The sequence below is a fragment of the Corynebacterium sp. DNF00584 genome, assembly GCF_001552965.1.
GTDB classification, from domain to species: Bacteria; Actinomycetota; Actinomycetes; order Mycobacteriales; family Mycobacteriaceae; genus Corynebacterium; species Corynebacterium phoceense.
The window spans coordinates 49,681-63,337 of record NZ_KQ959765.1; the positions used below are offsets into that span (position 1 = coordinate 49,681).

Consider the following 13,657-nt stretch of genomic DNA (forward strand, 5'->3'; position numbering starts at 1 on the left):
CAGACGGCTCATCCCCGCTCACGCGGGGAGCACTAGACAGGCTCATGAAAAGCCCCTCCTCTTCTGGGCTCATCCCCGCTCACGCGGGGAGCACCCCACATCAAGGAAGTTCCCGAAGACAAGCTCCGGCTCATCCCCGCTCACGCGGGGAGCACGTGGGGCGCAGGTCGAGGGCCACACCGGAGCGGGGCTCATCCCCGCTCACGCGGGGAGCACCTTCGAGCCCTTCGAGATTCGATGGGTCATTACGGCTCATCCCCGCTCACGCGGGGAGCACCTGGTAAGGAATTCGCGATACAACGCAACACGGGGCTCATCCCCGCTCACGCGGGGAGCACTTCGTAGTTGGGTTTTGCCGCACTTGGCGCATGGGCTCATCCCCGCTCACGCGGGGAGCACCGTGCGTGATAGGTATGCGCACCCCACCATGAGGGCTCATCCCCGCTCACGCGGGGAGCACCTTGACCCGGTAGAACTCGCCACTAAAGCAGACGGCTCATCCCCGCTCACGCGGGGAGCACTCACAACGATGAGAGCCATAACCACCTCCCTCAGGCTCATCCCCGCTCACGCGGGGAGCACTCAACGCCGAAGATGGTGGTCATAGGTTCCTCCGGCTCATCCCCGCTCACGCGGGGAGCACCGCTTGCTACGGGGCGTACCCCGCCGCCTTTGGGGCTCATCCCCGCTCACGCGGGGAGCACTTGACACCGTTAGCCGCCAACTGCGCGGTCATGGGCTCATCCCCGCTCACGCGGGGAGCACCATGTATCATCGCGGGGACAATTCACTATTGAGGGCTCATCCCCGCTCACGCGGGGAGCACCAATTTGCGCAAGCTCACGCGGTGTCTTATAAGGGCTCATCCCCGCTCACGCGGGGAGCACTCGGGGGCCGTTCCCTCCTGCACCTGCACAAACGGCTCATCCCCGCTCACGCGGGGAGCACCCTACTCAAGACCTCCGCCCGCTTGCCCTGGCGGGCTCATCCCCGCTCACGCGGGGAGCACTCATTGATAGAGAACCGGCGCACGCCATCGGCGGGCTCATCCCCGCTCACGCGGGGAGCACTATTTATGCACACTCTGAGTTGCTCCGTCAGCGGGCTCATCCCCGCTCACGCGGGGAGCACTATGAGCCCGAGCTCGTGGCATCCATGCCCGACGGCTCATCCCCGCTCACGCGGGGAGCACCAGGCGTGCCGGGATTGAGTAGGGCGCAAAAAGGGCTCATCCCCGCTCACGCGGGGAGCACGGTAGTTTCTTTGACGATTCAATAAACCGGTTGGGCTCATCCCCGCTCACGCGGGGAGCACTGCTCGTGCCGGACTATTCCGGTTCTGGTTCCGGGCTCATCCCCGCTCACGCGGGGAGCACCGAACCTCTAGGCCGGGTTATTATCGCGGCGAGGGCTCATCCCCGCTCACGCGGGGAGCACCAGTCATTGGTTCTCCTTGAGGGGCCACATTGTGGCTCATCCCCGCTCACGCGGGGAGCACGCGTAGGCCAGGGCTTCAGCGTGGGTGGAGTAGGGCTCATCCCCGCTCACGCGGGGAGCACGCGCTGAGGGCTGCGGGGCGAATTTACCCGCCGGGCTCATCCCCGCTCACGCGGGGAGCACCAAGTCACCGAATGGAGCACAGACCCAAATCCAGGCTCATCCCCGCTCACGCGGGGAGCACTCCACCCGATTGTTCTCACCCCGCAGGGTGAAGGGCTCATCCCCGCTCACGCGGGGAGCACCTCTACAGCTGTCGAATGCAGACGGATGGGGTGGGCTCATCCCCGCTCACGCGGGGAGCACTTGAGGGTTGTGATTGCGCGCCAGGTGCCGGGGGGCTCATCCCCGCTCACGCGGGGAGCACGTAGACGACTGGCCACCGGTCAGGTTGGTGGTGGGCTCATCCCCGCTCACGCGGGGAGCACATATAAGCCCACGGGGTTCGTGTCGACGATGAGGGCTCATCCCCGCTCACGCGGGGAGCACCGGCCACGGCAGCACCGGACGACACGGCGGTCGGGCTCATCCCCGCTCACGCGGGGAGCACCCATGCCCGGCTACGAAACACCCACCCTCACCCGGCTCATCCCCGCTCACGCGGGGAGCACGCTTACCATGATGTTCTCCTGAATGATGGGGGGGGCTCATCCCCGCTCACGCGGGGAGCACCTGGGCGATAAGGCCGGTAAAGACCTTGGCGAGGGCTCATCCCCGCTCACGCGGGGAGCACTCCGCCCGCCCCAGCGCCTTAATCGCCCGTGCGGGCTCATCCCCGCTCACGCGGGGAGCACGACGCCGCCCAGCGCGACAGCACCGGCGGCGACGGCTCATCCCCGCTCACGCGGGGAGCACTCTTCGCAACCAGCAACAACAGCAGTGCACGGCCTATTCTAGATCCAACTCCGTCGAGAAGCTTCCACCTCAGCGGCGTTGCTTCTTAAAACGAGCTTTAGCCCACTCACTACGTCTACCGTTTCCAAAGCGATCTCGTTTTCCCGCGGACGCAGGACGAATCATCAAAGACAAGCCATCAAAATCTGTCGGCACCCAATCATGCCGATGAGTTTTAAACTCCATTCCCTGTTCACTGTCCGTCGAATAAACAAGCAAAGCTCGACCGTCTTTACACAATTCAACAGTGCGATCCCATAAGATATCACGAATTCTCGCCGTTGGCTGACCAACAAAAACTCCAGGGGAAATTTCCATAACCCATTTCGTTAAGTCGCCGCGCAAGCCAGCAGGACAGGCGGTAATGACCAATACCATCATGCCCAGCTAGCCTCTTTCGAATCCCAATTCACTCCTGCTGCAACTGTTTCGAGCTCGCTCCATAAGAAGAGGTCAGCATCAACGTAAGCTTCAGCCTCTGGAACTTCCATAAGGTACTGGAGGTCACGCACCATGCGTGACATTAAGCGAGATGAAACTATCAAAGAACGGAGATGCGTTCGGGTAGCGCCGTCTACATCCTCAACTCCGCTTGCGACAACATCAAAAGCAGCAGGAATAGCTAATTCCGCCTTATACAAATCAGCAATATCAAACACAAACGAGCGATCGGTGCCCGAATGCACTATTCCGAGAGACGGTATGAAGCCAAGCCCCACAATGACAGCATGTGCTATTCCGTACAACGTTGCAGACGCAACCGTCAAGGCTCTATTAATTGGATTTGCAGCATCAAAATCGTGCGGGTCGTAATGTCGTCCATCCCATTCTAGGCCAACACGCTTTGCTGATTCCGCGTACGCGCGTTTCATCCGTACGCCTTCGCGTCCACGCAGTTGGGCCATGGATAGTCTGCTCACATCCTCACCAGGGAAACGCATGGCGTACATCTTTCGGGCGCATGCAAGCCTTTTCCTCTGATGCGACCAAATCGTAGCTTGTGCCTCAGCCATTCGCGCAGATTTCGCGGGAGGCCGTCCATGCGCGTAATAGCGGGTTCCACGACCGCCAACCCAAACCACGGAGCACCCAGAGTCCCCTAACAAAGCCATAGCAGCGTGCGTGATACGCGTACCCGGCCCTGCCATTACAACTGCAATCTGCGTGGCAGGCACATGGGCGATCCCACGTTCATCCATAATGGTCAACGCGTTATCATCCCGGTTAAGCACCGCGCGCTCAACGTAAAGGAAAGAAATTCTATCTTCCATGCGTGCAAGCGCACGGCGTTCTATCGGCTCAGCGCCCGGGTACTTACTCACTTTCCGAAGACTCCACTGACGCCAAGGTCAACAAACCACACCCATATCCGCGACCACGTCCGATACCGTTGCGCATCGTCTCACGGAATACCTTTACATCAGTGATCTGAAGGATTCCTCTGAACCGCGCGGTCACAATACGGACGCGATTCCGATTGTCCGGCCCCGCTTCATAGTTCCTGTAGAAGTCAAGGCGGCTCCGCTCAACAACCGATGTTGCATCTTCCCGGATAGTAAATCCATGGCGAGATGATTTCCCGACTAACCACTGGAGCTGCTGCTCCGGAGAAACATGGGCTTTCACCTTGCCACGCTTTCCTTGACCGCGGGATTCCGAGTAAGTCGGGTTCGCAACCAACTCAAACATCCACCGCTGCCCGTTCATAAGCTTGTCCAAGAATCGGTCATAATCAGCCAGCTGTGGCGGCCGCGTATCCCACCCGGCTTCTTCCGTAATGTTCAACGGCGTAGGTGCTTCTGGGCCAACGATGTAAAGGATATTCTCGTGTCCCCTCGTATCGACTCGCCACAAGATTCGCCCATTTGATTCATCAAGGTCCGGTGGAAAAGCTGCACGCACCGCCGCATGCAAATCTTGAGGATCTGAAAGGTACCGACGGCCCTTTCGTCGCGCTGGGTTCAGGAGAATTCTTGTCAAAGTGGTCATGCCCTAATCACCGCTTCAAAGAACGGATCTGTATTGGAACCATCATGGTTTTCAATCTCCTTAGAACCTGCGAATACAACTTCACGCCACCCATACTCGCGATGATTTGAAGCGAACGAAATGGGCACATCTTGGCGGCGATCGCCATGCTCGCCGGGTCGAGCATCGCGATAGATGGGAAGCTTCACATCTTTCGCTCGCTCGCGTTTATGAGCCTTACTTGCGAACCATTGCTCAACACCCATCAAAGCTTCCTCTGCAGTCCCTTCAACAATTCCCTGCAAAAGGTTGGCCGGCGCGGGGCAAGAACGCCTACCTAAGAACAACGGATACTTCGGATCTCGCAGCGCAGCTGCGATTGACTCCAAAAACTCTCGGTCGTCATGTTCAACGGCAGCAAGGAACGCAGCGTCTGACAAATAGAAGCGAGTTACCAATTTGGGATTGTCCGTAGGATTCTTTTGCCATGGCCGTGCCGTTTGAAAGTCCTTCATTAGAGAGCCAGCCTGGTCAACACGTACGGCGAAACGCAGTCCAGCAAGGTCCTCAATTGGGTCCATGCGACGACGGCCCTGTGCCGCCGCAAGCAACCCGACAACGCCTGACTTGCTGGGCGTAGATGCAGTTGCTCGCGTGTGATAACGGGATTCATCGCCCCAGGACTGCATGGGCCCTTTTAGGAGTAGAAGTAGCGAATAGCTCATTCTAGTTCTCCTGCAAAAGCGACTTAACTTGTTCACCCAGCCGCGGGAGAGTTGTCGATTCTGCGAGTTCAGAGAAGTTTTCACCGAGATCGCCCAAAGCAACAACGAATGCGCCCGCAGGCTCAAAACCGTAGTTCTCAACGATTTGCTTATGCTCCGCCGCAAGTGCATTTGCGCTCTCACGACGGCGGCCCGCGCCATCAACCGCCGTAATAGGCTCTTCGAAGGCATTCACCAACGACACAGAGCGGCCTTGGCGTACGACAACAAAAACCAGCTCCGGCAACGTGTTATTGGCAAATGTGTTCTGCTTACCGCTGGGCATCGAATTCACGAATGCTTCGATAAAGTGTCCCACGGACTCAATTGCAGCTTCGCGCGATCCAAGATTGTCTTCTAGGCCATCGATGTTGATGGCTGCGAAGCGATACAGCGTCGAAGACATCATCTGAACAGTACCGATCATGCCGGCGCCAATTTCGTGATTGTCCTCAACCACGTCATCGACAGCAGTGAAGTAATCGAATTCGGGCTGTGTCTCGTGAACGCTGAGGGCATGAGCGACCTGAACAGCTGCGTCAACGTTGTAGTTCGGGGCATCGGCAAGCATGCGACCAAACATAGCGATGTCCTCAGAGTGCTGGGTGTCCAGAATATCTTCGGCTTCATTCTTTTTGAAGGCCTCGCCGTCCTTGGCGATGATTTCTCGTGCGGCGCGCTCAATCTGGGGCTTGCTCAGGAAGAGCAAGTAGCCGGTCTCCGGCCACGGGAAGTCGGCCGGATCTGTTTCTTCGTCTTGATCTTTTTCCTTCTTGGGATCCGCCAAGGTGATTTTCGCAGCCTTGAAGAGAGCCTTCAACCCAGCGAGAACCTTTTCATCATCCCAATCAGATTCCGCTTTTACTGCCTTAGCGATTTCAGCGGGAAGCTTCTTCGAGCGCAGACCGATCAGGGAGGAATCCACGTTGTCTTCAACATAGCCACGAATCGCGCGTTTCCAAGACTGGGACGAAACGCGCTGGCGCGGTACACCACCAAAGATGGCGGTCTTCGGTGCACCCGTGTCATCGCGGTTGATGAGGCTCGGCGGAATGGTCTGAAGGGCGTGGATATCAACGATAAGAGACATGATTAGTTCCTTTCGGGTGAGTTGGATGAGGAAGTTGCAGTTTCAGCTGCAGACTTCTGGAAAGAGCCATAGACGAAGTCACGACCCCAGCGGAGCTGAATTCCGCTGCGCTTAGCAGGATTACGTAGTCCGCGAAGATCCTCAGCAAAGCGGCCGTAGTCAAAGGCAATGCCATTAGCTCGTAGCAGTGAGATAAGCGAGCGCAAGTGCACGAGACGTGCGGATTCATCAGTCGCGAGAAGCATGGCATCTACTCGCGGCTTAATGGACCCAGAAAGCTCAAGCGCATAAAGACGCCCACACGCGCGTGCGAATGAGACCTTCGGGTCGTGCATCGGAGCAGTTGCCGATTGCATGTGAATAGCGAAATAGACCAATGCCGCAAAGGCTGCGTACTCGGAGGCCGAGGGGGAATCCGATTTCCCCAGCGCTTCAGGAGCGAGACGAGGTTCCAGAGTCAGGAGAACCTGTTCCAGAGCCAACGGCGATTTCTCCAAGTTTGAGCCTGCAAATTTACGTAGGTTGGCGAGAGTGGCACGAGCAGCGCCATTGGCGGGCCTGTCAGAACTCCCTAGGTACGCACTTTGCAATCGGGCACATGTTTCACGTACCGACTGCTTCAGTGGTGCATATGCGATTTCGGCTGAAGTTGTTGCCGAGTCAGTCATCGATTTCCTCCTTTTGCGTTTCAGTGGTCGGCTTTTGAGTATCAGCTTTGTTCACCGTGGCTGGCAGAGACTTGTTGAGAGCTTGGGTCAGCTGCCCGTACGCAGAGCCGGCAGAAACCAGCCGCCCGCGACTACTCTCATCGTTGCCGGGAACGATTCGACCTGCCAAGGCCCTTGGCCCAGCGCCTCGCAACTGGGCGCGAGCAATCGACTCCGCAGCATTCCGCACTACGGATTGCCACTGCTCAAGCTGCTGGTCCATAGCTTCAAGGGTATCTTGGCTCGGCAGCGAGAGCGTACGAAGCCACTCAATAAATTTGGGTTCCAGATCTGCGAGGAACTTGTCCGTCAGTTCCGCACGGAACTCATATTCACCGCCTGCTGCGAGGAACAGATTTCCTTGGAATATTCCTAGGGCTTTCCCTGCCTCACTAGCCTGCGAAGCCGCGATGCGGACGCGTTCTCGGAGATCGACATTTTCCTCGATCAGCAGCCGCACTGGGACACTCAAGCCCGAGTGAAATGTCGTTGCCACCGACGAAGCTTGTGGACCATACTGAATCGAATAAAGAACGACATCAAGGACTTCGGGAATGACATCATCGTCAAGGCGCTGCGACAAACTTGCCAGAGAATCTAGAGTTCTGGGGCGCTTTGGCCGTTTATCTTTCGCGTCGAATCCTCCGTCCGTCTCGCCGACTATCAAGGCATCAAGGGAGCGCCACATCGTGCGGGTTTGGTCGAAAGGCCGTGGGAAGTAGACATCTAGGCTCCTTTTGGACTTGTTCTTTGACCAGCGGTAAGGAGTCATGGGATCCACCATGACATTTGCACCCGCGTCAGGAATCTTGTCGCCATTACACACGAGAATTTCTACTACCCGCTGTTCTTCGGCGAACAACCTGAGGCGGCGACTCTGCCACGTCGCGATATCCGCAGCACCTTGCGGGAAAGGATTCTTACGTTCTGCCGGTCCGTCGGGCTGACGCTCCCAAACCGGCAGATCCGCAGGAGTAAGCAAAGCCTCTTGCACCGTGTTGAGCATCAAGGTGTGCAGGAGAGTCTCTCCGCGTACAAGGACGCCTCCGGTAAGCCCCGTCCATCCCTGTCCAATTGGATAGCCCTTTCCACCTTTTACTCGTGGATCACCAACTGCGCCCGACTTGATCCCGCTGTAGTCATAGGCCTGCGTGTAGACCAGCCACCGGGCAGCCTCATCTAGGCTCAAATCCTGCTTTTGCTCCCCGGCGCGCATAGTGAAGAAATCATCCTGAATTTCAGGAACCAAACCGATCACCGGACGCGTGGAACCATCCTTCAGCTGCAAATCCGCAACCTGCATAAAAGGAATATTCGGGTCGAGGAGGTCGAAACGCTCTGCATACTTTTCCAAATACATCACACTCAGGGGGTCACTCCCCTGCCCGGATATTTCCTCCCAGGTACGTTCAAACCAGTCTTCAAAAATAAAAGTTGATCCTGGGGTGAGCTCAATCTTTTCGCTGTGGGCTCGCCAAAAGATAGCAAGCAATAGACGCGTGATTGCGTAATCCTGCAAAGGTGAATCACCACGTACGCGCTCGATCTTATGCGAGCCATCAAAGACTTCACGCAGGCTGACCTTGAGTGGTTCTCCCGTGGTATCAACCGCAAGAATCCATGGTTCTTCAATGAGGGAATACACTTTTACTCCTTTCTTCAAATAATCGTTAACTGTGCGATAGAAACAGGCAGCGCACTATGTCATAGCCTCCACCTCCAACCCGAGGCGCTGGCTATATCGGAGCTTGAAGCGTCCAAGCTTTCCTTCTCCGGCATGATCAAGCTGCACCGCGATCAAGCCTTTAAGCAGTGGATGCTTCATCCATGCAGTCGGCGTTTGGTTGACGGCATCCTCGATTACCGCATCGAAATCGCTGTTGCGGCGCGTCATTCGCGCAGGAAGCCGCACGGAATGCGCAGCTAATTCCTTTGCAGACCGATAATCCACATCCCCTAGATCAGAGATGGGTGTCTCGTCGCTTCCGAAGGCTCGATACCCATATTCTGTCCCCTCAAGTACGACGACCTCCACCGTTGATTCGGCATCCCTGACCTGTGCATTGGCTTTCTCTTCTTCGTCCGCGCTGAGCATGACAAATAGGTCCGTGATATGACCAGCCCTACGTGGTTCGGGAACTTGAAAGGTCCGCGAACGAGAGACAGCAGATTGTTGCTTTTCCTCACTCTTGGCTACCGCCGCCAACCAGGCATCTGTCCACTCGAGTGCTACCTCATCAACTGCTTCTTCTTTACGTTCCACCAGCTCATACGTTGTGCGAACAAGAGGCTCAATGTCGATTGGTCGCGCGAAACTTTTCGGGAAACGAGCAAAGGTTGCCAGCAGTACCAGCGGGTCATAAATTGCGGCCGCTCCCCCATCAAATTCAGGTACTGGAGCGCTCCGGAGAACACCACGCACCAAAATCCGCGGGTCTGCCAGCGCGCCTGGCCGATCAGACGCGGGGCGCTGGTGGCGGTGCAGACGCCCGGCTCGTTGGATAAGCGAATCCATGGGAGCAATATCACTAATCAAAAGATCAGCATCGATATCCAGACTTTGCTCTGCGACCTGGGTTGCCACTACAACTTTCAATTCAGGACGTCCTGCACCACGATGCGAAGTCGGACCAAGCTCTCGGCGCAGTGCTTCTTCCCGCACAGCTCGCTCTGCAGCAATAAATGCTGCATGATGAAGCTCCACTGCCTCTGGGAGTAGCTCGTTCAGGAATCCAAAGGCGTCCTGCGCACGCTTGACGGTGTTACAGATGATGAGGATCACTCCGCCATCGCTGACAGCTTCAGAGACCAATTTCCCCAAAACTTCGAAAGAGTCATCGATGACTTCAATAGTGGCGACGAGATCAACCGGCCGTTGCTCGACTTCTACGAACTCCATTCCGTTCGCGTTCGCAACCGTAATGAGCGGATACCCGTGGCTCGCTTCAAGCTCATGCATTTCACCGAGCTCTACAACTTCGCCTGCATAAGCTTCAACCAGTGCTTTTCGCTGAGCTGGCGGAAGAGTCGCCGACATAAGAATGACAGTCACACCGTAACGAGCCAACCACCGCAGCGTTTGCTGCAAATAGCTCGACATATAGATGTCATATGCGTGCGCTTCATCGATGATGACCACCTTGCCGGCTAAGCCAACATGCCGAAGCATGAGATGCCGCATCTGTAACGACATCATCAACACCTGGTCGATGGTACCGACCACAAAGTTCGACAGAACGCCCTTCTTACGCCCGCTAAGCCATTGAGACGCAACGACTGAACCCCCGCCATGCTCAGATTCGATTCCGTGAAATCGGAGTTGATCAAAATTCTCGAGCAGCCGATTCTTCGAGTGGGCCAAGTACAGCGATGCAACCGCCCCGTCTTCAGACGAATTAGCAGCCCACGCGCTGGCTCTATCAAACAATCCGTTACTGGTCGACATCGTCGGTGCAGCCAGGAACGCGCCTTGTGCCCCGATAGCTTTACCAACGATCTCCGCAATTGCGAGTCCTGCTTCTGTTTTGCCCTCTCCCGTCGGGGCCTCAATGACAACAATGCTGGGCAATTGGGAGGCTCCAATCTTGTGAGCAACTTGGGCAGCAGCACGCTGCGCAGGACGCACCGCAAAGTCTTGTGGCCATCCGAAGGCTTCGCGGAAGTATCCGCCCGCATCCTCTGGAAGCTCCCTGAAGCGCCACGGTGCCGTGAGATCAAGAGACTGAATACCTTGCTGCAAGCGTATCGACAGACCAGCTTCTACGGCGTACCCGAACGCATCTGCGTTGGAGGCAATCCAGTCAGCCATAACGATCAATCCTGCCAGCAGCACCTGCGGTGGACCTGTCAGTGGTCCAACAGCAGCCAGCTTAGGCAGTACGTCTGACACCTCAGCGACGTCTGCGAATGCATCTAGTAGTTCTTGATGGAAGCTATGCCACTGTGCTGAATGGCGCTTCAGTCGTTGACGCGCGGGTTTAAAGAGCTGGGGGTCGCTAGAGCGTCCGTGATGTGCATCGACAATGTCGCCCAATGCGGCTGCCCTACTGCTGAGTAGGCCACGGGATTTCGACCATGCGCGCAGGATCTCTCCCGAAAGTATTCCATGCACAAAACGCTGCTCTTGGACTCGCGGCAATAACTCATCGATTTCAATACCAGCTTCACGGAGGTTATCAACCAGGTATGAAAATTGCGGACGATCTAACACCAAAGTCTGGAAGTCGACCGTTGCTTTGCCAATGTCATGTACAGAAGCAAGAAATACGTAAAGCTTCCCTACCTCTGAACTGTTCAAACCAGTTAAGCGACTGAGATTGCACTTCAAGGCATCCGCCACCCATGTGTCCCACAGCCAAGCCGCAACCACAGCAGAATCAGCCATGTGTTGGACAAGGCTTAGCGACCCCATCTCATCACCAGACTTGGCCCACAACATTCGAACATCTTTCGAAAAATTCTCCAACTTCATGTCTGCACGTGATGCAATGATGTTGGTCAGTGATTCAGGGTGTTCGGTCACAAAAATTAGATTACCGAAACATTACCTACCATGCAAGCTTTACAAATAAGTAGTTAAGATGATTGCCACGTTGGCTCGAATATGTCTCGGCGGTACAGTCACCACTAGGCTTTGCATCTCCCCGCTAAGGCAGGGATGAACCCTACTTTTTTGTGAAGCTCAACCCTTCCCCGCGTAAGCGGGGCTTTTCTCCCCTTCAGGTGAAACGGCTCCAAGAAGTCCACAGTTCAGGACTTGCTAACGCTCAACCTCACCAACAAGAAAGCCAAGGAAGTCGGCAGCAACGACCGTATCGAGGTGAATGCGCTATGCACGCTTATCGAGGGCCGCGACTCGCAGCTGGACAACCCGTTTAGCAAGGAAGCGCAGGTCAACTACATCCGCATCGCGCGCGGATTCTTTGGTGACAAGGTCATGCACACCGCCCCGCCGCACCGGCTGCTCAACGCCTCCAAGGGCCCACTTATCGCCGTGCCTCTCAAGGTGCTCACGCGCAAGACGCTGGGCGGCATCGGCTTCTGGGCTAGTCGCCCGAAATAGCGCTCGCTTCCTCCGGCGAGGAACGCTTTACCGCAATGGTGAGCAGCACGATGCCACACAGGAGGAAGGCGAGGGCGCGGATGAGGCCGTTGATGGCCGCCATGTCGTAGAAGACGAGCTTGACCACCGAGCCAATGGCGAGCGCAGCGCCGAGGCCTGTGAGTCCCAGGTGCTTGGCGAGCAGGAACCACGCGGCAAGAACCATCCAACCGATGGACACCACGGCATGGCCGAGACGGAAGGCCACCTCGGTTCCGCCGGTGACGACGCCCAGCTGCAGCGCGATGCCCACGACAGCGAGCATGCTCAGGTACAGGGCGAGGAGCAACGCAACCACCTTTACTCCCCCGTCCTCGACCCGCGGAAGGCGCTGTGGCAGCACGGTGAGCACCACGAGCGTCACAGCGAGCAACGCCGCCTGAATGAACAACTCCGTGGAGATGGGACGCGACCAGAAACCGAGGACGCGCTCGGCGAGCTCCCACGTGAGCCAGAGAGCGCAGAATGCCCAGATAGCAATGGTGAGGTTGTCCCGGATGTAGTTGACAACGAGGACCGCAGCCAGGCAGAACGCCGCGAAGCCCACCAGTCCTAGACTGCGGGATACGGACGGTGCGAGCCCCATGTCGGAGATCTCCGTCGTGGCCACGAGAACGATGGGCAGGGCGCGCAGCATCCACGCGCACAGGTCTGCAGCAGGAGTCATCTTCGTCTCCGTCGCCGCAGAGCCGAAGGGGGCCCGCAGGGCGAGGACGAGGAGTCCAGCCGTAACGACCGCGACCAGCCAGACCGTCCACATGGAGTTTGCCACGATGGCTGCGCCGACGACCAGGATGGCGGGATAGACTCCCCAATGTATTTTAAAATCTGGATATGGCGACGAAATTCGGAATTTGAGACCTAGAACGGCTAGAATAACTGCAGTCACTATAGCCTCTACTGTTACAACATCTAGGGATATCCAAACATCGGGGCGGCCAACACTCAGGTACACCAATATAGAACTGAGTGCACCAATGGCGCTGATGCCGTAGTTTTTATGCGCAATGCCCATACCGACGATGATCAGCGGTATGAGGAATACTAGGGTAGACCCAGCATAATATATATTAAATGCAGAGAATGTGACCGCACCGACCGCGGCGCCGCCCGCGAGCCACGTTCCGGTCGCAGCACGCTGGTTCACGCGCACCGCGTACGCGCCGACGGCGAGATAAATCACCGCCATGATCGGTGGGGCGATCCACGCCGGAATCCATTCGAGTTCCAAAGCCATGAGCCACGTCGTGGCGAGGGCAGTATAGAGTCCCGTCGCGAGCAACGCCGTCACGGAGGCGGCCGGGGCCTTGGCACGGAAGTGGTGCGCGGCTGCGAGCAGAGCCGCCGACACAATGTAGGCGAGGATCACGCGGCCAGCCGGGCCGAGCAAACCAGCCTGGATGGCCACGGCAACGAGGAAGGCGACGCCCGCGAGTGTGATGACGCCGCCGCCGATCGCCACGGCTTTGATGAGCGTCGACTCGCGATCGCGTGGTGTGCGCGCCTGCGGCGAGCCCATGCTGGACCGAAAAGTCGGGATACCAGCAGGTTTTTTCCGGACTCGGGGAATAGGCTTGAGAGGTTCTGAGGGCGGCGAAGGAGTCACGGATGCAGACTCCAGGTAACCCGCAAGCTGT

Annotated in this window: 9 protein-coding genes, 1 pseudogene and 1 CRISPR repeat array; of the genes and pseudogenes, 1 reads left to right on the plus strand and 9 read right to left on the minus strand. The window is 57.1% G+C overall.

Annotated features, from left to right (window positions below):
* Nucleotides 1-5 precede the first annotated feature (5 nt).
* Nucleotides 6-2,351: a CRISPR direct-repeat array (repeat unit 28 nt; unit sequence GGCTCATCCCCGCTCACGCGGGGAGCAC).
* Between the two features lie 69 nt (nucleotides 2,352-2,420).
* The 8 genes from cas2e to cas3 are packed head-to-tail and all read right to left on the minus strand — an operon-like array spanning nucleotide 2,421 to nucleotide 11,441.
* The gene (gene cas2e / locus HMPREF0307_RS10220; protein WP_066492612.1) at nucleotides 2,421-2,771 is read right to left on the minus strand and encodes a type I-E CRISPR-associated endoribonuclease Cas2e; all 351 of its coding nucleotides are present in this window, start codon (nucleotides 2,769-2,771) and stop codon (nucleotides 2,421-2,423) included.
* Nucleotides 2,768-3,661: a type I-E CRISPR-associated endonuclease Cas1e gene (cas1e, locus tag HMPREF0307_RS10225; RefSeq protein ID WP_066492614.1), complete on the minus strand. Its 894-nt coding sequence runs from the start codon at nucleotides 3,659-3,661 to the stop codon at nucleotides 2,768-2,770. The genes cas2e and cas1e overlap by 4 nt, the downstream gene beginning before the upstream one ends.
* A gap of 43 nt (nucleotides 3,662-3,704) precedes the next feature.
* Nucleotides 3,705-4,379, minus strand: coding sequence for a type I-E CRISPR-associated protein Cas6/Cse3/CasE (gene cas6e, locus HMPREF0307_RS10230; protein WP_066492616.1), 675 nt, complete (start codon nucleotides 4,377-4,379; stop codon nucleotides 3,705-3,707).
* Nucleotides 4,376-5,083, minus strand: a complete 708-nt coding sequence (gene cas5e, locus HMPREF0307_RS10235; RefSeq protein ID WP_066492617.1) for a type I-E CRISPR-associated protein Cas5/CasD — start codon at nucleotides 5,081-5,083, stop codon at nucleotides 4,376-4,378. Before cas5e ends, cas6e begins: the two co-directional genes overlap by 4 nt.
* A gap of 1 nt (nucleotide 5,084) precedes the next feature.
* Complete coding sequence (gene cas7e, locus HMPREF0307_RS10240) at nucleotides 5,085-6,212, minus strand: type I-E CRISPR-associated protein Cas7/Cse4/CasC (RefSeq protein WP_066492621.1); 1,128 nt, start codon at nucleotides 6,210-6,212, stop codon at nucleotides 5,085-5,087.
* Nucleotides 6,213-6,214: 2 nt separating this feature from the next.
* Entirely contained in the window at nucleotides 6,215-6,880 is a 666-nt protein-coding gene (gene casB, locus HMPREF0307_RS12690; RefSeq protein WP_077210027.1) for a type I-E CRISPR-associated protein Cse2/CasB, read from the minus strand.
* Nucleotides 6,873-8,564 (minus strand): type I-E CRISPR-associated protein Cse1/CasA, encoded by a 1,692-nt coding sequence (gene casA / locus HMPREF0307_RS10245; RefSeq protein ID WP_066492626.1) that lies wholly within the window; start codon nucleotides 8,562-8,564, stop codon nucleotides 6,873-6,875. Before casA ends, casB begins: the two co-directional genes overlap by 8 nt.
* Before the next feature lie 54 nt (nucleotides 8,565-8,618).
* On the minus strand, nucleotides 8,619-11,441 hold the full coding sequence (cas3, locus tag HMPREF0307_RS10250) for a CRISPR-associated helicase Cas3' (RefSeq protein ID WP_231725159.1): 2,823 nt from the start codon (nucleotides 11,439-11,441) through the stop codon (nucleotides 8,619-8,621).
* A gap of 312 nt (nucleotides 11,442-11,753) precedes the next feature.
* On the opposite strand from cas3, the pseudogene HMPREF0307_RS10255 reads away from it, so the two are divergent.
* Nucleotides 11,754-11,954: pseudogene (locus HMPREF0307_RS10255) on the plus strand (hypothetical protein); the annotation flags it as partial.
* Between the two features lie 10 nt (nucleotides 11,955-11,964).
* On the opposite strand, the gene HMPREF0307_RS10260 reads toward HMPREF0307_RS10255, so the two are convergent.
* A complete protein-coding gene (locus HMPREF0307_RS10260; RefSeq protein ID WP_066492631.1) occupies nucleotides 11,965-13,539 on the minus strand; it encodes a DUF2339 domain-containing protein in 1,575 nt (524 codons plus the stop codon).
* Nucleotides 13,540-13,657: the final 118 nt, after the last annotated feature.